The sequence below is a fragment of the Nocardiopsis sp. CNS-639 genome (assembly GCF_000381685.1).
GTDB classification, from domain to species: domain Bacteria; phylum Actinomycetota; class Actinomycetes; order Streptosporangiales; family Streptosporangiaceae; genus Nocardiopsis; species Nocardiopsis dassonvillei.
Map to the genome: position 1 here is coordinate 87,525 of NZ_KB906868.1, position 25,007 is coordinate 112,531.

A 25,007-nucleotide genomic window follows, 5' to 3' on the forward strand; every position below is an offset into this window, starting at 1 on the left:
CCCTGACGCGGCCTCTTCCCAACGTTCTCTCCCCCTCGTCCGTGTACTCCCCGCCCGACGCAACGGCGCCCCGGAGGCTGGGGGTCCCCCGGGGACATCCGATGACGTGACCATCTGGTTCTACACGGTGTCCACCCGGCGCTCGTCGGCCGGGGTCGCGGACCGGCGCCGGTCCCGCACCCGCTTGACCGCGAAGACCGCCACCACCGCCACGAGGATGGTGTAGATGCCGACCGCGATGCCGCTGTCGAACAGGATCGACACGTCGCCCTGGCTCGCGGCCATCGCCCGGCGCAGCTCGCTCTCGGCCAGCGGCCCCAGGATGACGCCGATGAGGACCGGCGCCACGGGAATGTCGTACCTGCGCATCAGGAGCCCGAGGGCGCCCACCGCGAACAGCAGGACGACGTCGAACACCGAGCCCTTGACCGAGTACACGCCCACCGTGGCGAAGACCATCAGCCCCGCGAACAGGTGGCGCTGGGGCAGGCGCAGGAGACGCGCCCACAGCGGCGCGAAGGGCAGGTTGATCACCAGCAGCAGGAACGTGCCGATGAACATGCTGGCCAGCAGCGCCCAGACCAGGTCGCCCTCCTGCTCGAAGAGCAGGGGGCCCGGCTGCATCCCGTACTGCTGGAACGCCGCCAGCATCACGGCGGCCGTCGCGGACGTGGGCAGGCCGAGCCCGAGCAGGGGGACCATCGCGGTCGCCGTGGTCGCGTTGTTGGCGGCCTCCGGACCCGCCACGCCCTCGATCGCGCCCCGGCCGAACTCGCTGTCGCCGCGCCGCCTGGCCAGCGCCTTCTCGGCCCCGAAGGACAGGAAGGTGGGGATCTCCGAACCGCCCGCGGGGATCACGCCGAAGGGCAGGCCCAGCGCGGTTCCCCGCAGCCAGGGCTTCCAGGAGCGGCGCAGGTCCGCCCGCCCCAGCCACGGCGTGCCCGACGCGACCAGCTGCCCGGCGGGGGCCCGGCTCGGCCGGAACCCGGTGTGCAGGACCTCGCCCACGGCCAGCAGCCCGACCGTGATCACGACGATGCCGACCCCGTCCAGCAGCTGCGGAACGCCCAGGGTCAGGCGGATCGCGCCGCTCTGGTCGTCGATGCCGACCACGCTGACCGCCAGGCCGATGCCCAGCGCGGCGATGCCCCGCAGGGGGGAGGAGGTCACGACGGCGGCGGTGCACACGAAGGCCAGGACGGCGAGCGCGAAGTACTCGGCCGGTCCGAACCCGAGCGCCAGGACCACCATGCGCTGGGCGAAGAAGGCCACCACGGTCGTGGCCACGATGCCGCCCACGAAGGAGCCGATCACCGCCGCCGCCAGGGCCTGGGAGGCCCTGCCGCGCCGCGCCATGATGTGGCCCTCGAACGCGGTGGCGATCGAGGAGCTCTGCCCGGGGGTGTTGAGCAGGATGGACGTGGTCGCGCCGCCGAACTGCCCGCCGTAGTAGATGCCCGCGAACATGATGAACGCCGCGGTCGGCTCCAGCAGGAAGGTCAGGGGGAGCAGGAGGGCGACCGCCATGGACGAGCCCAGCCCCGGCAGGACGCCCACGGCCGTGCCCAGGACCACGCCGAGGAGGCACCACAGCAGGTTGACGGGGGTCAGCGCCTCGGCGAACCCCGACATGAGGAGGGAGAAGGTGTCCACGGTGTTCACAGGACCTTTCCGAGCAGGCCGCTGGGCAGCGACACGTCCAGCAGGCCGGAGAAGCAGATCTGCACGATCGCGGCCAGGGCCACGGCCACGCACAGGTCCAGCAGGGGTGAGCGTCGGTCCAGGGCGAAGCTGACGCCCCAGAAGAGCAGGGTGCCCGAGAGCAGCCAGCCGAGCGGTTGGAGCAGCAGGACGTGGGCGGTCAGGGTCGCGGCCATGATGCCCAGGGTGCGCCAGTCGCCGTGTTCGCTCTTCGCGTCGTCGGCTGCCGCGCCGTTGGCGGTGGCCGCGCCGTCGTCGGTGGCCGTGTCGGTCGCGGTCGGAGCGGTCGAAGCCGCGGCCTCGGCGCGGGAGCCGGAGCCCCCGGGCGTCGCGGAGGTCCCCGTGGACTCCGGGGGCGCGGATGCCCCGGAGGACTCCGGGGCACCCGGTGCCGCCGGGGTCGCGGTGGTTCCGGCGGACGGGGAGCGCCGCACGGCCAGGACCGCGCGCGCCCCCGCCACGCACGCCGTGACGCCCAGGAGGGCGCCCACGGTCAGCGGGAAGAACTGCGGGCCCAGGAAGCCGCTGCTCTCCGGCACGCGGATCGCCATTCCTCCCACGAGCAGGAAGAGGGCCGTCACCAGGGTCACCACGGGCACGGCCAGCGCCGTGCCGAGGGTGACGGGCGCGGGATCAGTCGCGGGCACGGACTCCGGGGCGGCGGTGTCGGATCCGGTCCCGGGTTGCGGGGTACCGGTGTCGGGCCGGTCGCCGGGCAGATCCTCGGGGGCCGGTCCGGTCCCGCTCGCGGCCTGCGTTCCGGGCCTGTCGCCGGTCACGCTTCCAACAGCCTTCCCGACGCCGGTCCCGTCGCCGTTCCCGGACCCGGTCCGGGTGCTGGCCTGCGCCTCGCTCCCGTTCACGGGCCCGGTCTCCGCGTCGGTGTCCGGGGACTGCACCCCGGCGGGTCTTTCTCGGGTCACGACAGCCCCAATCCCTCGATGATCTGCTCCAGGCGAGCGGTCTCCTCGGTGAGGAACGCGTCGAAGTCCTCCCCGGCGACGAACGCCTCCCGCCACCCGAAGCGCTCCACGGCCTCCTGCCACTCCGGTGTCCCGACCAGCGCGTGGGTCAGGTCCAGCAGGACCTCGCGCTGGTCCCCGTCCAGCCCGCCCGGCGCGGCCAGGCCGCGCCAGTTGGCCAGGTCCAGGTCCATGCCCGCCTCGCGCAGGGTGGGGACGTCCACGCCGGGCAGCGGTTCGGCGGCGGAGACGGCCAGCGCCCGCACCTCCCCGGCCTCGATCTGCGACTGGAAGCCGTTGTAGCTGGACACCGCGATGTCGGAGGTGTGCGACAGCAGGGAGGTGAGCACCTCGCCGTCGCCCGAGTAGACGATGTAGTTCAGTTCGGAGGGCGAGACCCCGAGCCCGTCGAGCATCAGCGCGGCCAGCAGGTGGTCCGAGGTGCCGATGGCGCCCCCGCCCACCACGAGGTCGCGGGGCGCCCCGGTCCAGGCCGCGGCCAGGTCCTCCAGGGTCCGCAGCGGGGAGTCCTGGCGGACCGCGACCACGATGTAGTCCTCGGCCAGCCGGGCCAGCGGCGTGATGTCGGCCAGGGTGGTCCGCGAACCGGTGATCTCGATGCCGCCCAGGATCGAGCTGCCCATCACCATGAGCACGTCCCCGCGCCCGCTCTGCCGCGCCGTGTGGTTGAGGCCCACGGTGCCGCCGCCACCGGGCAGGTTGAGTACCTCGATCCCGCTGGCCAGGCCGTTCTGCTGGAGCGCGTACTGCGTCTGCCGGGCGACGGTGTCGAAGCCGCCGCCCGCCGCGGCGGGAACCACCATCTCCAGGCGCCCACCGCCCGTGCCCGCTTCACGGGAGGTCTCGCCGGCGCGGACCTCCACCAGGGCACCGGCGAGGGCGACCGCTCCGATCGCACCCGCGATCGCCTCGCGTCGGCTCGGAGCCGTTATCTGCATTGCTCTCCCCCACGGGTCGAGTGACCGGTGCCCGGTCCCTGTGTGACGTGTGCCTCGTGAGGCGGGGCACACACCTGGAGATATTGCACCAAGATGAACGCGAGTGCAATATGCGGAACCCGAGATCAGTGCTCGTCACCCCTCGGGAGCCTCCCGGTTCTCCCCACGTGGGGTCGGGGGGCGACGGGGGCGCGGCCGGTGCGGAGTACGGCGTTCCGACCCAGGTGATCTCGTGGTTGTGGCGATGTTCGGGCGCCTGGGTCCGCTGCAAGTGCAAGGACGCGGCGGAGGGGGAGAGCCGGTCGCGACCTGGTGGGATGTCTCGAAGGGGCGGGCGGTCGCTCTCGGGGGGCTGGCTCCGCCAGGTGTTTCCACTTTGTACTAGTCTCGTTGCTAGAACAATCATGGGTGTCCGGGAACCGGCGCACCCGAGGACCAGCGTGGGGAGACGATGGACGACTCCGTGGCCACAACCGCCAGAACCGCCGCGACAGCGGTACTCAACGCGGCCGGAAGCGAGTTCCGCTACGTCGCGCTCGACCGGCTGCTCACCCCCGACGAGCTGGACCGCACGCCCTACACGGTCCGCGTCCTGGTGGAGAACGTGGCCCGCCGGGCGCCCGAGGCGCTGCCCGCGGTGCTCGCCCGCGTGCGCTCGGGCAGCGGGGACTGCGAGGTCCCCTTCCACCCCAACCGGATGATGCTGCACGACACCACGTGCCTGCCCACGCTCACCGACCTGGCCGCCCTGCGCGACACGGTCACCGAACTGGGCGGCGACGCAGCGGACGTCAACCCGGTGATCGCCACCGACCTGGTCGTGGACCACTCCGTGATCGCCGAGACGCACGGTTCGGCGGCCGCCTTCGCCCGCAACCTCGACATCGACTTCCGCCGCAACGCCGAGCGGTACGAGTTCGTCAAGTGGGCCGAGCGCAGCGTGCGCGGCTTCCGCGTGGTCCCCCCGGGCCGGGGCATCATCCACCAGGTCAACATGGAGACCCTCGCCCGCGTGGTCTGGCGCGAGGACGGCGGCGACGGTCCCGACCTCCTGCACCCCGACGTCCTCGTGGCCACCGACAGCCACACGCCGATGATCAACGCCATCGGCGTCCTGGGCTGGGGCGTGGGCGGCCTCCAGGCGCAGGCCGCCATGCTCGGCGAACCCGTGATGCTCAACTTCCCCGAGGTCGTCGGCGTCCGGCTCACCGGGGGCCTGCGGCGCGGCGTCACCGCCACCGACCTGGCGCTGACGTTGACCGAGCTGCTGCGCGCGACCGGCGTCGTGGACGCGTTCGTGGAGTTCTGCGGGCCGGGGATCGACGGCCTGTCCTGGTCGGCGCGCGCGGCGGTGGCGAACATGGCGCCCGAGTACGGCGCCACGTGCGCCTACTTTCCCTACGACCGCGAGGTCCGCGACTACCTGCTCCTGACCGGGCGCGAGGACGGGCACGTGGAGGCGGTGGACGCCTACATGCGCGCCCAGGGGCTGGTGCGCGGCGCGGACTCCCCGGAGCCGCGCTTCGACCGGCTCGTGGAGTTCGACCTGGACGCGGTGGAGCCCTGCCTGGCCGGGCCGCACCGCCCCGACCAGCGCGTTCCGCTGTCCCGGGTGCCCGCGTCCTTCCTGGAGACCGCGTCCGCGCCGGAGAGCGTTCCGGCCCCGGACACGGTGGCGGGCGCGAGCACGGACGAGGGCCCGGCCGCGGCCTCGGATCTGAACCCGGCTCCGGCTCCCCGCCCCGGCTCGGACGGCACGGACGGCGCCGCGGGCGCCGCGACGGGGGAGGACGTCTTCGGCGAGCCCCTCCCGCGCGGACCCGTGGGCATCGCCGCCATCACCAGTTGCACCAACACCGCCAACCCCGCGCTGATGATCCAGGCGGGTCTGCTCGCGGCACGGGCCATGGAGCGCGGCCTGCGCGTCAAGCCCTGGGTCAAGACCACCCTGTCCCCGGGCTCGCGGGTGGTGGTCGGCTACCTGGAGGAGGCCGGGCTGATGGAGCCCCTGGAGGCGGCCGGTTTCCACACCGTCGGCTTCGGCTGCATGACCTGCATCGGCAACTCCGGCCCCCTCGTCCCCGAACTGGAGGAACTGGCCGGGGAGGGACTGGAGGCCGCGGCCGTGCTGTCCGGCAACCGCAACTTCCCCGGCCGGGTCAACCCGCGCGTCTCGCACGCCTACCTGGCCTCGCCGCCCCTCGTCGTGGCCTACGCCCTGGCCGGAACGGTCCTGCACGACTTCGCCGCCGAGCCGCTCGGCCACGACCGCGACGGGACCCCGGTGTACCTCGCGGACCTGTGGCCCGACGACGAGGAGGTCGCGCGCGTCGCGGAGAAGGCGGTCGACCCGCAGGCCTTCCGGGAGAACGCCGCCGCGGTCTGGGAGGGCACCGAGCAGTGGCGGGCGCTGGACGCGGCCGGGAGCACGCACTTCCCCTGGAACGAACACTCCACCTACATCCGCCGACCGCCCTACCTCACCGGTGTGCGCCCCGGACCGGGCAGCGAGGTCCGGGTCGAGGACGCCCGGGTCCTGCTGTGGCTGGGCGACCACGTCACCACCGACCACATCTCACCGGCCGGGGCCATCCCCCGTAACAGCCTGGCCGGTGCCTACCTGCGGGAACGGGGCACCGAACCGCGCGACCTCAACCAGTACTCCACCCGGCGCAGCAACCCCGAGGTGATGCTGCGCGGCGCCTTCACCAACCCGGCCGTGGCCAACCTGCTCCTGCCGGAGGACGAACGCGGCAGGGGAGGGCACGCCCGCGTCCTCGACGGCTCGCGCGTGGAACCGGTCTTCCACGCCGCCGCGACCTACCGCGAGGCCGGGGTGGACCTGGTGGTCCTGGCGGGCCGGTCCTACGGGACGGGGTCGAGCCGCGACGTCGCGGCCAAGGTCCAGGCCCTGCTGGGCGTACGGGCGGTGATCGCGGAGAGCTTCGAGCGCATCCACCGCAGCAACCTCATCGGCATGGGGGTCCTGCCGCTGCTGTTCCCCGAGGGGAGCACCGCGGCCGACCTGGAGCTCGACGGCGGCGAGCGCCTGACCGTCCTCGGGCTCGGCGGGATCGGGGTGGGGGTGACGCCGCTCGTCCTCAGGGTCACCGGGGCCGACGGGAGCGCTCGGGAGCACACGGTGCTGCTGCGCCTGGACTCGGGGCACGAGGTCGCCTACCTGCGGCACGGGGGCACGATGCCCTATGTGGCGCGCCGCTTCGCGGACCGCCGTCCCGTCTGAGGCCGTCCCGTCCTGGGCCGTCCCGATCGGTGGACACCTGCGTGCCCGGGGCCGTCCCGGACCGGTGAACGCCCGCGCGCTCGGCCCGCCGAACCGGGGGGTGCGGCGATCCCCGGCAACGGACGTCCGCGCGCCCGGGGCCGGTCCCCGCTCAGGGCCTTCTCCGGTCAGGTCCGCACGCGGGCACGCCCGGTCGCGGGGCCGCCACCCGTCACAGCAGGGCGGGCGGCTCCGCGCCGATCCCGGTCTTGATCCACCGGACCCGGTCCAGGTGCGCGTGCAGGGCCCGGGAGGCCTCCTCGATCCGCCCCTCCTTGAGCAGGTCCATCAGGAGCAGGTGCTCGCGGGCCTGGTGCACCATCCGCGTGCGGTCCACCTGGTGGCGGTACTCGATGAGCCTGCGCACCCGGTTCTGCCGACGCACCGCGTCGAGCAGGACCGGGTTGTTCGCGCACCCCACGAGCATCTCGTGGAACTCCGCCCCCGTCTGGAACAGGGTGCCGCGCGCCGACGACAGCGCCCTGCCCCGTACCAGGCCCTCCTGGCGCTCCCGGTGGAGCGCGAAGGCCTCCGCGTCCACCGCGAACCCCGGCTCCAGCAGCGCGGCGGGTTCCACGATCATCCGGAACCGGTAGCTGTGGTCGTGCCCCTCCGCGGTGGAGAGCACCTCCTGGAACTCCCAGCCGCGGCCCGTCCGCCGCCGCACCAGGTCCTCGGCCTCCATCCGGACCAGGACCTGCTGCACGTGTCGGGCCGCCACCCCGTGGCGGCGCGCGATCTCCGCGGCCGTGAACTCCCGGTCGAGCCGGTCGTTGAGGAAGTCGTCCACCACGCGGAAGTACAGGTCCTCCTGCCCGTCCCGCTCCGGAACGGCGTCCACGGAAGCCAGTTCGCTGCCCGGCCGGGTGAGGAAGTACCCCCGGTTCGGGATGTGCTCGACGATCCCCATCTCGTCCAGCAGCGCCAGCGCGCGCCGCACCGGGGACCGCGACACCTGGAGCCGGTCGGCGATCCACTGCTCGGTCAGGTGCGCGCCCTCGTCCAGGCCGCCCGTCCGCGCCAGCTCGCTGATCTGGGTCGCGAGCGAGAGCGCGAGCGCGGAGGCCCGGCCGTCCGCGCTCTTCCTGGCGCCCGTCTCGACTGCTCCGGTCATGCGCGTTCCCGTCGTGTGGCTGCGTTCCCTCCCTATGATGCCGGTGCTCTCCGGCCGGGGGCGCGGACGCCCGGGGGTCCGGGGCCGGGCCTCGGGAGCGGGTAGCCGGGAGCGGAGTGTCAGGAGTCGGCCCGAACGGGGTGTCGGGAACCGTCCAGCTCGCGGGCCAGGGCCTTCTCCAGCCAGGTCCGTGCCCGGTCGAGGTAGTCGCGGGCGACGGAGGTCCTGGCGCCCCAGGAGTCGAACCCGTGGGGAGCTCCGGGCTCCAGGTAGAAGGTCGTGTCCACGCCGGCGTCGCGCAGCCTGTGCGCGTACTCCCTGGACTCGTTGTGGAACAGGTCGATGTCGCCGACGCCGATCCAGGCGGGCGGCAGACCGCTGAGGTCCTCGCGGCGTGCGGGCACGGCGTAGCGCGGGACCGTGGCCGCGCCGGGGTCGGTGCCCAGGTAGGAACGCCAGCCGAAGCGGTTGACCTCGTTGTTCCAGATGCGGTGGCGGACCCTGTCCAGGTCGCGCCGGGCGGCGGTGCGGTCGTCGAGCATGGGACACAGCAGCCACTGTCCGACCGGTTGCGTGCCGCCCTCGTCGTGCAGCCGTTGGACGAGTGAGGCGGTGAGGCCGCCGCCCGCGCTCTGGCCGCCGATCGCCACGCGCGCGGGGTCCACGCCCAGGGAGGCGGCGTTGTCCTGGAGCCAGGTCCAGGCGGCGTGGCAGTCGTCCAGGGCGGCGGGGTAGGGGTCCTCGGGGGCCATGCGGTACTCGGCGGAGACGATGGTGACGCCCAGCCGGCGGGCGGTGGCGTTGCACAGCGGGTCGTCCTGCACGGCGCGGCCCATGACCAGGCCGCCGCCGTGGATCCAGACGAGGGCGCCGTCCGAGTGCTTGTCGTCGGGGCGGTAGACCCGTACGCCGGGGGCTGCTTCCTCGGGGAGTTCCATGGTGACGCCGGGCAGGTGCCGGGCGTCCAGGTCTTCCATCAGTTTGCGTGTGAGTCGCAGGGCCCAGGGGCGGTGTACAGGGACTTCCGGTGAACGGAGCAGGGGGCCGCGCAGCTCCGGTGCCACCCTCGACAGCTTCATGACAGCGGTCCTGGGACGGTGGTGGTCGGCACGGGGGCCTCCCTCGGTTCGCGGGCGGGCGAGCAGGGCGTCGCGCCGTCCGCCGCCGGGCGGCGCGGATGCCGTCCGGAGCATACCGGAACGGGGTGTGGGGGCGGATGCCCTGGTCGAGTGCCCGGACATCCGGCGGGCCCGCGCCCCGCAAGGCGATCCCAGAAGGCGGGGGGCAGCGGCCCGGCGGCCCTTCCGGGTGCTTTCCCGGAAGGGCCGCCGCGTTCCCGGCACTTCCTGCGCTGCCTCGCGTCTTCCCTGCTGCCTTCCACACGGACTCTCACGCCCGGGCGTGGACACCGGGCAGGGTCGGCCGGAAGCGGGTCATGACCAGCACAGCCCCGGAACCTACGCGCTGTACTGGTACGCGGGGTAGGTCAGGTAACCCCGGTCGCCGCCCTGGTAGTAGGTCGCCTCGTCCACCGGGGCGAGCGGCAGCCCGGTGCGCAGCCGCTCCACCAGGTCGGGGTTGGCGATGAACGCGCGGCCGAAGCTGATGAGGTCGGCCCCCAGCCCCAGCCAGTGGTCGGCCTCGGCTCGGCCGACCTGCTTGGGACCCATGGGGAGCACCGGGTTCATGATGAGGGTGCCCGGCCAGGCGCGGCGCAGCTCCAGCAGCAGTTCCTCGTCGGTGGTGGCTTCGAGGTGGACGTAGGCCACCCCGATCCGGGCCAGCTCGGCCAGCAGCGCGGTGTACAGCTCGCGCACGCCCGTCTCCTTCACCCCCCAGAACCCGGCGCCGGGGGAGAGGCGGATACCCGTGCGCTCCGCCCCCACGGCGTCGACGGTGGCGGCGGTCGCCTCGACGGCGAACCGGATCCGGTTGGCCACCGAGCCCCCGTAGGAGTCGGTGCGCAGGTTGGCGTTGTCCGAGAGGAACTGCGAGATCAGGTAGCCGTTGGCCCCGTGCAGTTCGACCCCGTCGAATCCGGCGGCGACCGCGCGGCGTGCTGCCCGGGCGTAGGACTCGGCGTGCTCGGGCACCTCGGCCTCCTCCAGCGCACGCGGCACCGGCACGGGCTGGGGGCCGCTCGGCGTGAACACGTCGCCCGTGGCCGCGACGGCCGAGGGGCCGACCGGCTGCGTTCCGGTGGTCTCGGGGTGCGAGACGCGTCCGCCGTGCATGATCTGGGCGAAGACGCGGCCGCCGTTGGCGTGCACCGCTTCGGTCACCGGCTTCCAGGAGGCGACCTGCTCGTCGGTGTGCAGCCCCGGCGTTCCCGGGTTGGACTGCCCCACCAGGCTCGGCTGCACCCCCTCGGAGACGATGAGCCCCGCGGTCGCGCGCTGGGCGTAGTACGCCGCCATGGACGGCGTCGCAAGCCCGCCCTCGGCGGCGCGGACGCGGGTCATCGGCGCCATCACGACCCGGTTGGGCAGGTGCAGGTCGGCGAGCCGGTAGGGCTGGAAAAGGCTGGTCACGACAGGTTCTCCTCCGTGGGCGGCGTACCCCGGTCGGGTACGTCGACTACGCTAAAACCTCACATTGATGTGAGGGGCAAGCGGTTGTGCCGCAGGTCACGGGGGAGGAAGTCGTGCGCATCGGGGAACTCGCCAGGCGGACGGGCGTGAGCGTCCGGTCCCTGCGCTACTACGAGGAGCAGGGGCTGCTCATGAGCGCCCGCAGCGACAGCGGGCAGCGGCACTACACCGAGGCCGCGGTCGAGCGCGTCGCCTTCGTCCAGCGGCTGTACGCCGCCGGGCTGTCCAGCCGCACCATCGCCGATGTGCTGCCCTGCGCGGAGGCGCCCAGCGAGCGCAACTCCGACGCGGCGATCGAGCGCATGGCCCAGGAGCGCGACCGGCTCACCGAGCACATCGCCGAGCTGGTGCGCACGCGCGACGCGCTCGACGACCTGACGGAAGCGGCCCTCGCCTACCGGGAGCGGTTCCGCTCCGGCGCCGCCGCCTGACGCGCCCCCGCCTTTTCCCTCCCCTCCCGGCCTGTCCCGTCCCACTGCGTCCGGGTCCGGCCCCACCGGTCGACGGGGCCGGACCCGGACGGCGGTCAGCAGCGGTAGGTGGTGCCGTTGGCGGCGTTGCCCCAGTTGCAGGAGCTGATGGTGCCCGTGCTGGAGTTGTTGTCGGCGCTGCCCGGACGCTTCAGGCGCAGGTCGGGGTTGCGGCTGGTGCTGCTGTTGAGCAGGACGTGGCGGTCGTAGCCCCGGTAGATCTGGTGGTAGCCGTTGGAGTCGCGCCGGTGGGTTCCCCTTCCGGTGCGCACGTAGGCCGTCGCCCCCGCGGGCAGGTTGTAGGAGGGCAGCGGTCGCCCGTAGGTGTTGGTGGTGATGTCGGGGACGTACCCGCCCACGTTGACGGTGCGCGTGGTGACGTTCCTGATGAGGAAGTACTCCCCGTTGACGTTGCTGGAGGTGTCCGACCCGGCGGCGTTGGGACGCACCTGGGTGACCATGAGCGCTCCGGTGGTGGAGGCGGCCTGTGCGGGGGCCGACAGCAGTGAGGCGGCGGTGACGGCGGCCGCGGCGATCGCGGCGGCGCGCAGGGCAAGACGTGGCATGGACGCTCCTGAGGGGCTGATGGAAGCGTCATCGTTGCAGGAGTCATGCCTCATGCGCGGCCTTTTGAAAGTATTTGGCCTGGTTTGGCCAACGTGTACACCGGTCCGGTGGTACCGCGTCCGAGGTCGTGTCGATCAGTGCCGTCGCCGAAGCCGCCGAGGCCGGGGCCGAGACTCCGGCGCGCCTCCCGGGTGCGTCCCGCGGTTGTCCGCCCCGAAGGCGCTGTCAGGGCGGATCCGGACAGGCCCCGGCGGGGGCGCGGGTGGGGAACGCGGACCGTGGGAGCCCCGCGCCGGTTCGCCGCCGGTCAGGAGAAGAGGACGCCGTCGAGCATGGCGACCAGCTCCTCGGCCGCCGCGAGCGGGTCGTAGTCGGGGTGGTCCAGGTGCTCGGCCACGATCGCGTCCATGCCGCCGCCGACGATCAGCGCCGTGGTGCGCAGGTCCGGCCCCTCCGTGCCCGAGTCCGCTCCGCGCGCCCGCCGGGCGGCCGCCATCAGGTCCGCCAGGGGGCGCCAGCGCTGGCTGGAGCGGCGGTCCTCGTCGCTCACCGCCGCGATGACCACCCGGGTGTGGCCCGGGTGGTCGCGCAGGTAGCCGACCATCGAGCGGATGTAGGCGGCGGGGGCCCGTTCGGCGTCGGCGCTCTCCACGGCCCGGCCCACGTGCTCGACCAGACTGCTGAGCGCGCTCTCGTGCGCCGCGCGCACCAGGGCGTCCTTGGAGCGGAAGTGGTACAGCACCGCCGCCTTGGTGATGCCCGCGGCCTCGGCGATACGGGCCAGCGAGGTGGCCGCGTCCCCGTGCTCGGCGATGAGCCGGACCGTCACGTCGATGAGCTGCGCGCGCCGCGCCTGCTCGGTCAGGGTGGGCCTGCGGGGCCCGCGCTCCTGTCCCCGTGTCGGCCCTTCTGTCTGCTCGTGCCTGTGTCCGGATTCCTGCGACCGGGGGTTCTCTCTTGTCATGACTCCAGAACTTACCGTATGGTCAGATTACTTACCAAGCGGTTAGGGGCTGTCATGCAGAAGAAGAAGCGCAACCGGTGGATCATCGTGGCGTGCGCCGTGGTCGTCGCGGTGCTCCTCGCCGCGATCGCCCTGCGCACGCCCTCCCCGGTGGGGCACTGGCGCTCGGCCGAGGGACGGGACGCCTTCATGCGCGCCTACGAGGCGGCGATGGCCGACCTGCCCCGGCCCGACGCCGAGATCGACGTGCGCACCGACTACGGAGTCGTGCGGATGTACCGCTTCGAGGGCGCGGGGGACCGGGAGGAGCCGCTGGTCCTGCTGCCCGGCCGGGCGGCGCCCTCGCCGGTCTGGGCGGACAACCTGCCCTCCCTGCTGGAGGTCGGGGACGTCTACACGGTCGACCTGCTGGGCGAACCCGGGATGAGCGTGCAGGACCGGCCGATCGAGGACGACGCCGACCAGGCGGCGTGGCTGCACCAGGCCCTCGACGGCCTGCCCGAGGAGGGGTTCCACCTGGTGGGGCTGTCGTTCGGCGGTTGGTCGGTGACCAACCTGGCCGTCCGCGAACCCTCGCTGGTGGCCTCGGTGACGCTGGTCGACCCGGTGTTCGTCTTCGACGACATGCCCATGGAGGTGGTCCTGCGCTCCCTGCCCGCATCGCTGCCCTGGCTGCCGCGCTCCTGGCGCGACGGCTTCAACTCCTGGACCGCGGGCGGCGCTCCGGTGGAGGACGTTCCGGTCGCCCGGATGATCGAGTCCGGCATGCAGAACTACGCGATCAAGCTGCCCCAGCCCGGCAGGATCAGCGAGGAGTCCCTCACGGACCTGGACATGCCCGTGCTGGCGTTCGTCGCCGGACGGTCGGTGATGCACGACCCCGACACGGCCGCGGCCACCGCCGAGCGCGCCCTGCCGAACGGCACGGTCGAGGTCTACCCGGAGGCCTCGCACGCGATCAACGGCGAGTACCCCGAGGAGATGGCCGCCGACATCGACGCCTTTCTGGACGAGGCCGACCGGTCGTGAGACGGGCGCCCTCGGGCCTTGGACGGGTGTTGACCGGCCCTGGACGGGGTGCCGAGCGCCCCGGGACGGCTGCCGACCGGCCCTGAGACGGATGACGACCGTTCCTGAGGTGAGCGGCGCGCTTGCTCCGGGCCGTTCGCGGGCACCACACGGACATGCCCGAACGCACCGAGGACGGACGCTACGTCGTGGTCTCCGGCCGCCGTTGGCGCGCGAGCGACCCGCAGTTGCCGGAACCGGTACGCGAGCGCCTGGTAAGACACCTGATGTCCGCGCGCAGGGACGTGGCCGCCGCGCTGCGCGCCGGGGACACCGACGCCGAGGGGCGGGCGCGCGCACGCGTGGCCCTGGCCAAGCACGGCCTGGGCGAGCGCGGCACGCCCTGGTGGGAGCTGCCGGAGGCCGACCGCCGCCACCGCTGGGAGGAGGCGCTGCGCCGCCTGGAGCCCTGAGGGGTCGCGGCCCGGACGGTCTTCGTGCCACGAGACGGGGCCTGCCGCACTCCTGCGCCGAGGCGATACGGCACCCGCACGGGGTGGGCGGACCGCTGCGCCCGGAACCGGGGTACTGAGCCCCCTTGGCCCGTGGCGCGGCGTTCCGGCACGCGAGCCGTCCGGGACCGCGCACGTCCCGTGGGACGCCCGGCGCCCCACCGGGTGCGCGAAGGCCCCGGCCAGCGGACTTCCCCGCTGGTCGGGGCCTCCTGTTTTTCGGGCGCGGGCGCGGGTGCGGGTCCGGGGACCGAACCGTGGCGGGCGCCTCGGTCGCGTCAGCGCACCCGGGCCGCGGCGCCGGTTACGGCGTGACCCGCTGGCCCCCGAAGGTCACGACCAGGGTGCCGTCGGCGGCGTAGGACCAGTCCAGGCCGCCGTCGTAGGAGGAGCACCGCGACCCGTTCGAGCCGGACCAGAACTGGTTGGAGCTGTCGGCGTTGCCGATGATCCGGTCGTTGGAACCGCTGTCGCACGAGGTGTTGCCGCGGAACACCGAGGAGCCGTCGTCGAAGTTGAAGTTGCGCTCCTCGTTGCCGATGCTGACGTTGTCCGACACCGTCATCGAGCCCGGGTTGCTGTTGTAGGTGAACCCGTGCTTGCCGTTGTCGTAGGCGATGTTGCCCGTGATGACGTGGTCGACCCCGATGTCCTCGCCGCCGAGCTTGAAGCCGTTGCGGTCGCCGTTGCCGGCCTGGGAGCCGTCGCTGAGGATGCCGTTCTCGTAGGCCAGGGAGTCCTCGATGGTCACGGTGCCGATGGGGCCGGTGTCGTCCTTGGTGTAGAGGTCCCAGCCGTCGTCGATGTTGTTGTGGGCCACGGCGTAGCGGAAGACGTTGCCGGGGCCGGAGGTGAGCTTGGCGGCGAAGCCGTCGGCGTCCTCGCCGTCGGAGTCGGCGTTGTCGTGCGACTCCGCGCTCAGGATGAGGTTGTGGGCGGGCCAGTCGCTCTCGGGGGTGCTGGAGACGCGGCGCGAGAGCTGGAGGCCGGTGTCGCGGTTGAAGCGGGTCACCGTGCGCTCGATGACGTTGTGGCTGCCGCTGACGAAGATGCCGTTGTCCCCGGCGTGCTCGACGACGATGCCCTCGACGTGCCAGTAGGACGCCTCCAGTGCCAGGCCGCGGTTGGCGGAGTCCTCGCTCTGGGCGGAGAAGTTCAGCACCGGGGTCTCACCCGGGTAGGCGGACAGCTCCGTGCGGTTTCCGGAGGTGCCGTCCTCGCCCAGCGGGATGGTGACCGTGTCCGAGAAGGAGTAGGTCCCGCCGCGCATGTGGATCGTCCCGCCGGGCTCGATCCGGTCGATGGCCGAGGTGAGCGTGGTGGGGTCGGACTCGGTGCCGTCCGCGCCCGCGCTGCCGCCCGGGGCCACGTACAACGCGTCCGAGGTCGGCGGGTCGCCGTCGTCGCCGCCCCCGTCGTCACCGCCGCCGTCATCGCCTCCGCCGTCGTCGCCACCGCCGCTGGTCTCCACGTCGAGGTAGTCGACGTTGGGCATGCCCTGGGAACCGGTCGGGTCGAACCGGATCGTGTTGGCGCCCTCGGCCAGCTGGACGGTGAGCGTCTTGGTCGTCCACGCGTCCCAGTCGCCGGTGCCCTCGAAGGAGACCGACGCCGCCCGGGAGCCGTTCACGAGGACGTCGGCGGGGCGGGCGGAGGAGGTGCCGTTGGCGAAGCGCACGGTCAGCGTGGCCGTTCCCGAGGCGGGGGCGTTCACGCTGAACTGCACGTGGGCGCCCTCCTCGTTCTCGGTGTCGCAGAACCCGTTGCCGGAGTAACCCGGCCACTCGGTCTCGATGCTGCCGTTGCAGGAGGCCGAGGAGCCCTCGGCCTCGTAGCGGGTGGTGGCGGCGTGCGCCGCGGTGCCGGAAAGCGTGACGAGCGTGCCTGCCAGCAGGGCGGCGCACGCGAGGGCGGGTCTGGTTCTCATCGTTCGTCTCCAGGGGGGTTGGTGCGTCTGACCAGTGGGACGTTGAACGGAAGGGTCGGGGGAAGGGGGCCGGGGGCGGGCGCCCCCGGGTGCGGACGGTGTGGCACGGCCGGTGCCGTGTGGTCGGCGCGGCGCGGAAAGCGCGGCGCGGTCGGTCATGGGGTGGTGCGGCCACGGGGTCGGCCGTGCCGGTGGAACGGTGACACCCGTGGTACGGAAAGCGCTTTCAAACGAGAAGTTAAGTGTTCGTTCCCAGCGCGTCAACGGTCTTGTTCTCCGTGCGCTTTCGTGTTAATAGCGCGGAGTTCCTCCTGTTCGGAGCGGTGGCCTTTTTCTTGTAGGTGCTCTGTGTCAGGGTTGGTGGCGCTCGGTCGCGGTGGCGATGGCGCGCGGGCGGCGCGTCGAGGCGTCCGCCCATGTGCCTCGTGGGGCAGAAGAGGCGTGAGTGGCGAATGGTGTTTCGGTCGTGTTCGTGCGACGCGCTTCACGAGGGCGTTGACCTGGCCTGACGGCGTGGCCGGAGACGCCGAACCAGGTGATACGGAAAGCCCTTACCAGGACATTGGTGAACGCTGGCGCCGTCAGCCCCGCGCCCCGGTACCGCCTCGTCGATCCCGCGCCTCGGGGCGCGGGCCCCGGGGACCTCCTCGGCGATCCGCTCGGCGTCGCCGTCCCTGATCAGCCGCAGGTCATCGGTCAGCCCGATGTCCCCCCGGGGCGCTGGCGCTCGGGCCCCCGGAGGAGGTCGGTGTCCCTTTCTGGGGCACCGGGGCACGGGGGGTACGGGTTGTCCGGGGTCTCCGGGGTCTCTGGGGTCGCCCGGTCTTCTGGGTTTCGAGGCTGTCTGGGGTCTCCGGGGCCGCTGAGGCGTTCCGGGTTCTCTGGGGGGTCTGGCAGAGCGGAGGTGCCTGGAGTGCTTGAGGCCTCCGGGACTCCCGACGTGCCCCGGACCTGCGGGATCGTGGGTGCCTGGGGCTCTTGAGACTTGCGGGATTCCCGGGGTTCCCCAGACCTCTGGAATCGTGGGTGCTCGGGGCCCCGGGCATCCGGGGTGTTCCGGGACCTCTGGGGAACCCGGCAGGTCGGAGGTCCCCGGGGCGGTTGAGGTCCCCGGGGCTTCCCGAGGTGCCCCGGGCCTCCGCAACCGAGGAGGCCCGGGGCCTACGGGGTCTCCGGGGCTCCCGGGGGTTCGCCGGTCTCGGGAGCGTCCGCGACCCGCCACGTGCGCAGGCGTCCGCACATCCCGAAGGCCCGGGGCCCCGGCCTCGGCTCGGTGCGCACCACGGCCGCATCCCGCATGATCCCCGGGTCGCCCCCGGCCAGCGCCGCGAGCTGCTCCCGGGTGCGCTCCACCTCCCGTTCCACGCCCTCGCGCCAGATCTCCCGCCACTCCCGCACGCGCGGCCGCACCACCTCCGCCGCGAGCCGGTGGAACTCCTCCAGCGCTCCCGCGCCCTCCTCGCGGACCGACGCGACCAGCTCCCAGTAGCCACGTAGGGCCAGGTCGCGCCGGGCCCGCGCCCGCTCCGCGCGCAGCTCCTCGGGCCCCTCCGCGGGCAGGGCCGCCGCGGCGGCGTAGGCCTCGGGGTCGGTCAACACCCCGCGCGGGAAGGTGAACACCGCGTCGCCCGCCTCGGGCAGGCCCGCGTTCTGCATGACCACGGTGATCTCCAGCCCGCCGGAGTTCACCAGCCGGTGCACGGTGCCCGGGGCGAACCACAGCACGGCACCGGCCGCGAGCGGGTCGGCCGCGACGCCCCGCGGGGTGACCGTGTGCACCTCGCCCTCGCCCGCGACCACCACGTAGGCCTCCGACGACGCGGTGTGGAGGTGGGGCGTGCCGCCGTGCAGGCCGTCGGGCGCCTCCCAGTCGTAGACCCGCAGGCCGCTGACGGCGGTGCCGCCGGGGAAACGGGGCGTGTTCACGGCGCCTCCTCCCCGGGCGCGTACTCCCGCGCGAGCGCACCGGCCTCGTCGGCGGCGCACACCCGGTCGACGAACACCAGGCGGTGGCGCAGGCTCAGGGTGTGGTCCGGCTCCAGGACGATCTCCTCGTCGAAGGACGGCGAGGGGCTGAACACGGGGAAGGGGTCGGTCCGCACGAACCACCTGATCGGGACGGAGGCGCTCGTGGTCCCGGCGTAGGCCAGGACGGTCGCGCCGCCGTCGATCTCGTCGTGCTGGCCGCTGAAGGCGATCCAGTTCGCCTCCGTGCCCATGACGTCGGCGCCGGTGAGGCCGGTCGCGCTGACCACGTCGCCGCCGGTCCACGAGCGGGGGCCGCGCCAGAAGAGCCCGGTGTAGCCCGCGGCGGCGCGTCCGTGGGTGGTGGGGCTGCCCAGTTCGAGGGCACTCCCGCGCACGTTGGTCAGCGAGGTCGCGAAGTCCAGCGCCCAGATCCCCCGTTCGCGGTCCGCCGAGTGGAACCGGTGGGTGCGCACCTCGGCGATCCACCGCTCGCCGCCCGAACTCCTCCAGGCCAGGCGCTCGGTGACCGAGACGCCGTCGCCGTCGCGGGCGACGGAGGTGAACCCCTCGTGGCCGATGGCGCCGTTGTTGCCCAGCCACCGGTAGCCCTCGCCGCGGACGAAGGTCGGCCCTCCCCAGAAGTTCTGCCCCGAGACGTGGGACCAGGTCATCTGGAGGCCCTTGTGCCACCGGTGGTCCCACGGCCGGAACGCGGTCAGCGGCGCGCCGCTGAGGGTGCGCAGGGGGTGCAGGTAGGGCTTGGGCGACTCGGTGGCGGGGGAGTCGGGGCGCAGCACGTAGCGCGCGATCTCGACCCCGCCCACCGCCACGGTGAGCGCGTCGTCTCCTTCGGTCAGGGTGGGGGTCTCAGACACCTGTGTTCTCCTCCGTCCTGGTGAGGACGGCCGCGGCGGTGCCCGCGTCGCCCCCGTGCATCGCGTGGTAGAAGCCGTCGTCCGGGGGCAGGTCCCGGCGCCGCACCGTCGTGCCGGTCAGGGCCGACCGGTACATGCCCGTGACGAGTTCGAGGGCGCGCCGACCGTCGGGGCCGCTGGCGCGGGGCCGCTCTCCGCGTTCCATCGCGTCGAGCAGCGCGGCGAGCTGGGCCCGGTGCGAACTCGGCTCGTCCTCCACCGGCGGCCAGGACGCGACCGCGTCGGCGTCGCGCACGTGCGGCGCGGGGGTCCAGCGCCAGTGCGCGTTGTCGTAGCCGTAGAGGTGCTCCAGCTCGACCGTGGCGTGCTCGAAGTCGAAGCGCAGGTAGCTGGTCTCGCGGGGGGAGAGCAGGCTGTTGGCCACGGAGACGGTCGCGCCCGACTCCAGGCGCACGATCGCCATCGACACGTCCTCGGTCTCGGTGGACCGGGCGGTCGTGGACATCACGGCGGTGACCTCGGACCAGTCGCCGAGCAGGGAGAGCATGAGGTCCATCTGGTGGATGCCGTGGCCCATGCTCGGGCCGCCGCCCTCGGTCGCCCAGCGTCCGCGCCAGGGGACCTCGAAGTAGTCCGGGGCGCGGAACCACAGGGTGTTGCACACGCCGACGAGCGGGCGGCCGAGCGTGCCCTCGGCCAGGTGGCGGCGCAGGCGCTCGGCGCCGGAGCCGAACCTGTGCTGGAACACGTAGCTGACGAAGGGGCCGCCTCCGCCGCCGGGACCGGACGCGCCGGGACCGGATCCGCCTCCCTCGTGGGCACAGGCCTCGTCGTACTCGGCGAGGGACAGCGCCGGCGGCTTCTCGCACCACACCCAGCACCCGGCGTCCAGGGCCGTGATCACCGCGTCCTTGTGCGCGACGGGCGGCGTGCACACGATCACCAGGTCGGGGGACTCGGCGCGCAGCAGGGCGTCGAGGCCGGTGTAGCGGCCGGGGACGCCCCACTCGTCGGCGGTCGCGGACACGCGGGAGGCGTCGGGGTCGGCCAACGCGACCACCTCGACCCTGCCCCCCAGGGCGGCGAGCGCGGGCAGGTGCCTGCCCCGGGCGATACCGCCGCTTCCGACGACGGCTACGCGAATCGGTGGTCTGGGACTCGGCACTGGCACACCCCTCGGATCACGAACCCATGGTGAACGTTCACTTTCTGCGGCCGGGTCTAAAATAGTGATCGTTCACATCCACCGTCAAGACCGACCCCGCCGACGGACGCCGCCGACGGGCCCGCCCGAGGAGGAGCCGATGGCCGAGCCCGAACAGCCCAGGCGACGACCGACCATCATGGAGGTCGCCCGCCTGGCGGGCGTCTCCCACCAGACCGTCTCGCGCTACCTGCGCTTCGAGGGCGGGCTCAAGGAGACGACCCGCGAGCGCGTCGACGCCGCGATCCGGGAGCTCGACTACCGCCCCAACCTGGTGGCCCGGTCGATGCGCACGCGCCGGACCGGGCGCCTGGCGATCCTCCTGCCCGGCGTGCCCGGCGCCAACCCGAGCCGGTTGCTGGCCGGGGCCATCGCGACCGCGCACGCGGAGGGGTTCGTCGTCGAGGCGGTGAGCGTGGACGGCGGGGTCGGGGCCCGGCCCGAGCGCATGCTCGAACTCGCCGGGTCGGGCCAGGTGGAGGGCGTCCTGTCCCTGGCACCCGTCGCCCCCGACAGCCTCCGGGACACGGGCGAGGGCGCCTCCGTGGTCGTCTCCGCCGACTACGACGACGAGATGCGCGGTCTGGGCGAGATCGCCGACGGGTCGGTCGTCGCCGACCTCGTCGAGGGGCTGGCCAAGGCCGGGCACCGGCGCTTCCTGCACGTGTCCGGCCCCCTCCAGTACGCCTCGGCGCGGGGGCGCAGACAGACCTACCTGGAGGCGGTCGAACGCCTGGGGCTGGAGTCCCACGGCGTGTTCGACGGCGACTGGTCGGCCGAGTCCGGCGCCGAGGCCGTGCGCTCCCTGCCCGAGGACAGCGGGGTCAGCGCCGTCATCGCGGGCAACGACGTGGTCGCGGCGGGCGCGGTCCGCGCGGCGATGGAGCGCGGGTGGAGCGTGCCGGGCGACCTGAGCGTGACGGGGTGGGACAACAACCCCGTGGGCGCCTACCTGTCTCCCTCGCTCACGACGGTCGACGTGGACCTCGAACGGCTGGGCGTCAACGCCATGCGCCGCCTGGTCGCGGCCGTGCGGGGCACGGTGGCGGAAGTCGGACGGGAGCCGCTCAACACGATCCTGTGGCGCGAGTCCACCGGCCCGGGCCCCTGGCGCTGACGGGGGACCACGGCCCAGGCGTTCGCGCGTCCGGGCACCGGGCGCGGCACGGAGGCGTCGGGTTCGGGCCGTCCTCCGCCCCGCACGTGTGACTGTGCGATGTGACACCGCGTAGGTAACGGCGTATGACGTGCGTGTTTCGGAAATGTCGCGCACCGGGCGGTCGTTGTGCACATGCCTATCGCCGCGTGCCCAATCCGATGCGAATCGCCATTGTTCGCCAGCTCACAGTTGCTGCAACCTGGAAGGAAATCCCAGGTGGGGGCGGCGTGAACCGTGCGGCACCGGCAGATGCGGAAGGCGCGTGCGTCCGCCCCGGCGCGGGCGCGTCCACGCCCGCCGCCGAGCCTGCGCGCGGTGCGTCCGCCGCGACCGTCCCGACCGCTGCACCCCACGGAGAACGCCTCCAGCATGCTCGACCTCAAACTGACCAACGCCCGCATCCGCACGGTCGACGACGACCGGCCCTTCGCCACGGTGCTCGGCATCGCCGCCGGGCGCGTCCTCGGCCTGGACGAGGAGGTCGCCGACCTGCCCGCGCGCAGGACGGTCGACTGCGGCGGCGCCGTGGTCGTCCCCGGGTTCGGGGACGCGCACAACCACATGGCGTGGTTCGGACAGTCGCTCGCCGAGCTGGAGCTGGAGACGGTGTCCACCCTGGACGCCCTCTACGACGCGGTCGCCCGCGCGGCCGCGACGCTGCCCGAGGACACGTGGATCGTCGGCTCCGGCTACGACGACGCCCTGCTCGGCGCCCACCCCGACCGCCACGGCCTCGACCGGGCCGGGGGCGGCCGACCCGTCTGGCTCAAGCACCGCTCCGGCCACATGTGCACCGTCAGCAGCGCGGTCCTGCGCCAGGCCGGGATCGACACGGCCGTGTCCGACACCGTCGCGGCCGACCTGGACGGGGGAGTGATCGTCCGCGACGGCGCGGGCGCCCCGACCGGCCTGCTCCAGGAGCGCGCGCAGGAACTGGTGACCGCGCTGGTCATGCCCTACCCGGTGACCGAGCTCGCCGACGCGCTCGCGCGCGCCTCCCGGGTCTACGCCTCCGAGGGCCTCACCCACGTCGTGGAGGCGGGCATCGGGCGCGGGCTGATCGGCCGCACCCCCGTGGAGGCCGCCGCCTACCAGCTCGCCCGCGACCGCGGCGAGCTGCTTCCCCGGGTCGAGCTCATGGTCGCCGCCGACAACATGCACCCGCTGGGCGGGCACGCCGACGACGGGATCGACACCGGCATCGACCTGGGGATCCGCACCGGCTTCGGCGACGACCGGCTGCGCCTGGGGCCGATGAAGATCTGGCTCGACGGATCCCTCATCGGCCGCACCGCCGCCGTCACCGAACCGCTCTGCGGGCACGGCCACGGCGTGTACCAGAACTCCCCGGAGGAGATGCGCGCGCTGGTCGTGGCCGCCCACCGGGCCGGGTGGCGCGTGGCCGCGCACGCCATCGGCGACGACGCCGTCGACGTCGCCCTGGAGGCGTTCGCCGAGGCGCAGCGCGCGCTGCCGCGCCCCGACGTGCGCCACCGCATCGAGCACGCGGGCGTGGTGCGCCCGGACCAGCTGCCCCGCATCGCCGAGGCGGGTCTGGTCCCCGTGCCCCAGCCCCGGTTCCTGTACGCCCTGGGCGACGGCATGGCCGCCGCAGTGGGCCCGGACCGCGTGCCCTGGCTCTACCGGCACCGGTCCTTCCTCGACCACGGGCTGCGCGTTCCGGGCAGCTCGGACCGGCCGGTCGCCCCGGGAGCGCCGCTCCTGGGCATGGAGTCGATGGTGGAGCGCATGACCGCCTCGGGAACCGTTCTGGCCGCCGACGAGCGTGTCAGCGCAGAACAGGCCCTGCGGGCCTACACGATGGACGCGGCCTGGGCCAGCCACGACGAGCACCGCAGGGGCAGCCTGACCCCGGGGAAGCTCGCCGACCTGGTGGTCCTGGACCGCGACCCCGTGGACACCGCGGAGGAGGGCATCGGCACGATCCGCGTCCTGGCGACCCTCGTCGGCGGGGAGTGCGTGCACGGGGCGGACGACCTCGACGGTCTGACCTGACCCGGCCCGACACGACTCCGGCCCGGCCCGGTCCAACCCGGGTTCGGCCCTGTCCGTGTCCGACGGGCGGCACCGGGCGAACGCCCGTCCGGCCCCGCCCCATCCCCTGAACACCGCGCCGCCGCCGGCGCGGACAGCGAATAGGAGAAACCAAGGATGAGTGACCTCGACCCAGAGGCGACCGAGGAGCGCCCGGCACGCGGCGGGCCGGTGGTGAGCGGTCGCGAGGCGGGCCGGATCGCTTTCGCGGCCTTCGTCGGCACCGCACTGGAGTGGTACGACTACTTCCTCTTCGGCACGGCCGCCGCGCTCGTGTTCAACCGGCTGTACTTCACGACGCTGGACGCCACGGCCGCCACCCTGGCCGCGTTCGCCACCTTCGGCGTCGGCTTCGTCGCGCGTCCGCTGGGCGCGGTGCTGTTCGGCTGGATGGGCGACCGGATCGGACGGCGACCAGCGCTGCTGATCACCGTGGTCTCCATCGGTGTGGCCACCGGCCTCATCGGCCTGCTGCCCGACTTCGCCTCGATTGGCATCGCCGCTCCGCTGCTGCTGGCCCTGCTCCGGCTCGTGCAGGGCGTCGCGGTCGGCGGCGAGTGGGGCGGCGCGGTGACCATCGCCGTCGAGCACGCCCCGCCGGAGAAGCGCGGGCGCTACGCGGCCCTGCCGCAGATCGGGTCGCCCGTGGGCACCCTGCTCTCCTCGGGCGCGTTCTCGCTGGTCCTGCTCCTGCCCGCCGAGCAGTTCGACTCCTGGGGCTGGCGCCTGCCGTTCCTCGCGGCCTTCCCGCTGCTGCTGGTCGCGGTCTACATCCGCCAGAAGGTGGAGGAGTCGCCGGTCTTCGAGGAGATGGAGAAGCAGGAGGCGCGCTCCAAGGTCCCCGCGGTCGACGTGTTCCGCCACGCGTGGGGCAGGCTCCTCATCGCGATCGCGTCCGCCATGCTGGGCGTCGGCGGCTTCTACGTCATGACGACGTTCGCCATCAGCTACGGCACCGACACCCTCGGACTGTCGCGCAGCCTCATGGTCAACGCCACCCTGGTCGCCGCGGTGGTGCAGATCGGCGTGATCGTCTACTTCGGGCGTCTGGCCGAGAAGCTCGGCCCCGGGCGCGTCACCATGTGGGGCGGTATCGCCACGGCGGTGATCGCCTTCCCGGTGTTCTGGCTGATCGACACGACCTCGCCGGTGCTGGTGGTGCTGGCGGTGGCCGGGGGCGTGGGCTTCCTGTCCATCGCCTACGCGGTCTCCGGCGCGCTGCTCACCGAGCTGTTCCCGGCGAACCTGCGCTACAGCGGCGTCGCGCTGGCCTACAACCTGGCCGGCGCCCTGAGCGGCTTCCTGCCGTTCATCGCGACCGCCCTGCTGGAGAGCGCGGGCGGCCGGTCCTGGGTCGCCTCGGTGCTGTTCCTGGGGATCGCCCTGGTCACGGCGGTCGGCGGCTTCTACGGCGAGCGGCTGCGCGTGCGCGACGACGTGGTGGTGCGCTGACACCGTAGGACGCAAAGCGACGGGCGGTGACCGGGGGCTCCCGGTCACCGCCCGTTCCGCCGTTCGGGCCCGTTCCACACCGCGCGCACGGGGAGTCGGCGGGTACCGCGCCGCCCGATGACGGGGCGGCCGTCCTTCCCGGTGCGGGGGTCCGTGTTCGGTGTTTCGCTCCCGGACGCGGCGAGGGGCCCGCGCGACGTCGCGCGGGCCCCTCGGTGCTCTCCGGCTCAGGGGCC

At 73.4% G+C, this 25,007-nt stretch carries 19 protein-coding genes; 7 read left to right on the top strand and 12 right to left on the bottom strand.

What is annotated here, in order from left to right; translation table 11 throughout:
• Positions 1 to 120: 120 nt before the first annotated feature.
• Genes G011_RS0121255 through G011_RS0121265 form a run of 3 tightly spaced genes read right to left on the bottom strand, consistent with a single transcriptional unit; the run spans position 121 to position 3,622 of the window.
• Positions 121 to 1,653 carry a tripartite tricarboxylate transporter permease gene (locus G011_RS0121255; RefSeq protein WP_026338505.1) on the bottom strand — a complete coding sequence of 511 codons (1,533 nt, stop codon included), beginning with the start codon at positions 1,651 to 1,653 and terminating at the stop codon, positions 121 to 123.
• A 5-nt stretch (positions 1,654 to 1,658) separates the two neighbouring features.
• Positions 1,659 to 2,624 carry a tripartite tricarboxylate transporter TctB family protein gene (locus G011_RS0121260; RefSeq protein WP_231391547.1) on the bottom strand — a complete coding sequence of 322 codons (966 nt, stop codon included), beginning with the start codon at positions 2,622 to 2,624 and terminating at the stop codon, positions 1,659 to 1,661.
• Complete coding sequence (locus G011_RS0121265) at positions 2,621 to 3,622, bottom strand: tripartite tricarboxylate transporter substrate binding protein (protein WP_019610240.1); 1,002 nt, start codon at positions 3,620 to 3,622, stop codon at positions 2,621 to 2,623. Before G011_RS0121265 ends, G011_RS0121260 begins: the two co-directional genes overlap by 4 nt.
• Positions 3,623 to 4,073: 451 nt before the next feature.
• Here G011_RS0121265 and G011_RS0121270 point away from each other — a divergent pair, with 451 nt between their 5' ends.
• Positions 4,074 to 6,866, top strand: coding sequence for an aconitate hydratase (locus G011_RS0121270; protein WP_019610241.1), 2,793 nt, complete (start codon positions 4,074 to 4,076; stop codon positions 6,864 to 6,866).
• Between the two features lie 211 nt (positions 6,867 to 7,077).
• Here G011_RS0121270 and G011_RS0121275 read toward each other — a convergent pair whose 3' ends face one another.
• From G011_RS0121275 to G011_RS0121285, 3 genes are all read right to left on the bottom strand, one after another.
• Positions 7,078 to 8,019, bottom strand: coding sequence for a GntR family transcriptional regulator (locus G011_RS0121275; protein WP_019610242.1), 942 nt, complete (start codon positions 8,017 to 8,019; stop codon positions 7,078 to 7,080).
• Between the two features lie 119 nt (positions 8,020 to 8,138).
• Complete coding sequence (locus G011_RS0121280) at positions 8,139 to 8,996, bottom strand: alpha/beta hydrolase (protein WP_231391548.1); 858 nt, start codon at positions 8,994 to 8,996, stop codon at positions 8,139 to 8,141.
• Between the two features lie 480 nt (positions 8,997 to 9,476).
• Positions 9,477 to 10,550 carry an alkene reductase gene (locus G011_RS0121285; RefSeq protein ID WP_019610244.1) on the bottom strand — a complete coding sequence of 358 codons (1,074 nt, stop codon included), beginning with the start codon at positions 10,548 to 10,550 and terminating at the stop codon, positions 9,477 to 9,479.
• Positions 10,551 to 10,663: 113 nt separating this feature from the next.
• Here G011_RS0121285 and G011_RS0121290 point away from each other — a divergent pair, with 113 nt between their 5' ends.
• Positions 10,664 to 11,041, top strand: a complete 378-nt coding sequence (locus G011_RS0121290) for a MerR family transcriptional regulator (RefSeq protein ID WP_019610245.1) — start codon at positions 10,664 to 10,666, stop codon at positions 11,039 to 11,041.
• A gap of 95 nt (positions 11,042 to 11,136) precedes the next feature.
• Here G011_RS0121290 and G011_RS0121295 read toward each other — a convergent pair whose 3' ends face one another.
• Together G011_RS0121295 and G011_RS0121300 are read right to left on the bottom strand one after the other, a co-directional pair.
• On the bottom strand, positions 11,137 to 11,646 hold the full coding sequence (locus G011_RS0121295; RefSeq protein ID WP_013152055.1) for a hypothetical protein: 510 nt from the start codon (positions 11,644 to 11,646) through the stop codon (positions 11,137 to 11,139).
• 308 nt (positions 11,647 to 11,954) lie between these two features.
• Positions 11,955 to 12,611 carry a TetR/AcrR family transcriptional regulator gene (locus tag G011_RS0121300; RefSeq protein WP_026338506.1) on the bottom strand — a complete coding sequence of 219 codons (657 nt, stop codon included), beginning with the start codon at positions 12,609 to 12,611 and terminating at the stop codon, positions 11,955 to 11,957.
• A gap of 54 nt (positions 12,612 to 12,665) precedes the next feature.
• Here G011_RS0121300 and G011_RS0121305 point away from each other — a divergent pair, with 54 nt between their 5' ends.
• Positions 12,666 to 13,640 (top strand): alpha/beta fold hydrolase, encoded by a 975-nt coding sequence (locus tag G011_RS0121305; RefSeq protein WP_019610247.1) that lies wholly within the window; start codon positions 12,666 to 12,668, stop codon positions 13,638 to 13,640.
• A 155-nt stretch (positions 13,641 to 13,795) separates the two neighbouring features.
• The gene (locus tag G011_RS0121310; protein WP_019610248.1) at positions 13,796 to 14,092 is read left to right on the top strand and encodes a hypothetical protein; all 297 of its coding nucleotides are present in this window, start codon (positions 13,796 to 13,798) and stop codon (positions 14,090 to 14,092) included.
• 343 nt (positions 14,093 to 14,435) lie between these two features.
• Here the strand turns inward: G011_RS0121310 and G011_RS0121315 are convergent, their stop codons facing one another.
• From G011_RS0121315 to G011_RS0121330, 4 genes are all read right to left on the bottom strand, one after another.
• The gene (locus G011_RS0121315; RefSeq protein ID WP_019610249.1) at positions 14,436 to 16,058 is read right to left on the bottom strand and encodes a carbohydrate-binding protein; all 1,623 of its coding nucleotides are present in this window, start codon (positions 16,056 to 16,058) and stop codon (positions 14,436 to 14,438) included.
• Between the two features lie 1,161 nt (positions 16,059 to 17,219).
• Positions 17,220 to 17,984 (bottom strand): cupin domain-containing protein, encoded by a 765-nt coding sequence (locus tag G011_RS0121320; protein ID WP_019610250.1) that lies wholly within the window; start codon positions 17,982 to 17,984, stop codon positions 17,220 to 17,222.
• A complete protein-coding gene (locus tag G011_RS0121325; RefSeq protein ID WP_019610251.1) occupies positions 17,981 to 18,901 on the bottom strand; it encodes a PmoA family protein in 921 nt (306 codons plus the stop codon). The genes G011_RS0121320 and G011_RS0121325 overlap by 4 nt, the downstream gene beginning before the upstream one ends.
• Positions 18,894 to 20,066, bottom strand: a complete 1,173-nt coding sequence (locus G011_RS0121330; protein ID WP_036552881.1) for a Gfo/Idh/MocA family protein — start codon at positions 20,064 to 20,066, stop codon at positions 18,894 to 18,896. The genes G011_RS0121325 and G011_RS0121330 overlap by 8 nt, the downstream gene beginning before the upstream one ends.
• A gap of 139 nt (positions 20,067 to 20,205) precedes the next feature.
• On the opposite strand from G011_RS0121330, the gene G011_RS0121335 reads away from it, so the two are divergent.
• The 3 genes from G011_RS0121335 (at position 20,206) to G011_RS0121345 (ending at position 24,771) form a co-directional block, all read left to right on the top strand.
• Complete coding sequence (locus tag G011_RS0121335) at positions 20,206 to 21,222, top strand: LacI family DNA-binding transcriptional regulator (RefSeq protein WP_019610253.1); 1,017 nt, start codon at positions 20,206 to 20,208, stop codon at positions 21,220 to 21,222.
• Between the two features lie 411 nt (positions 21,223 to 21,633).
• On the top strand, positions 21,634 to 23,280 hold the full coding sequence (locus tag G011_RS0121340; protein WP_019610254.1) for an amidohydrolase: 1,647 nt from the start codon (positions 21,634 to 21,636) through the stop codon (positions 23,278 to 23,280).
• A 156-nt stretch (positions 23,281 to 23,436) separates the two neighbouring features.
• Positions 23,437 to 24,771 (top strand): MFS transporter, encoded by a 1,335-nt coding sequence (locus G011_RS0121345; RefSeq protein ID WP_019610255.1) that lies wholly within the window; start codon positions 23,437 to 23,439, stop codon positions 24,769 to 24,771.
• The last annotated feature ends 236 nt before the right edge of the window (positions 24,772 to 25,007 follow it).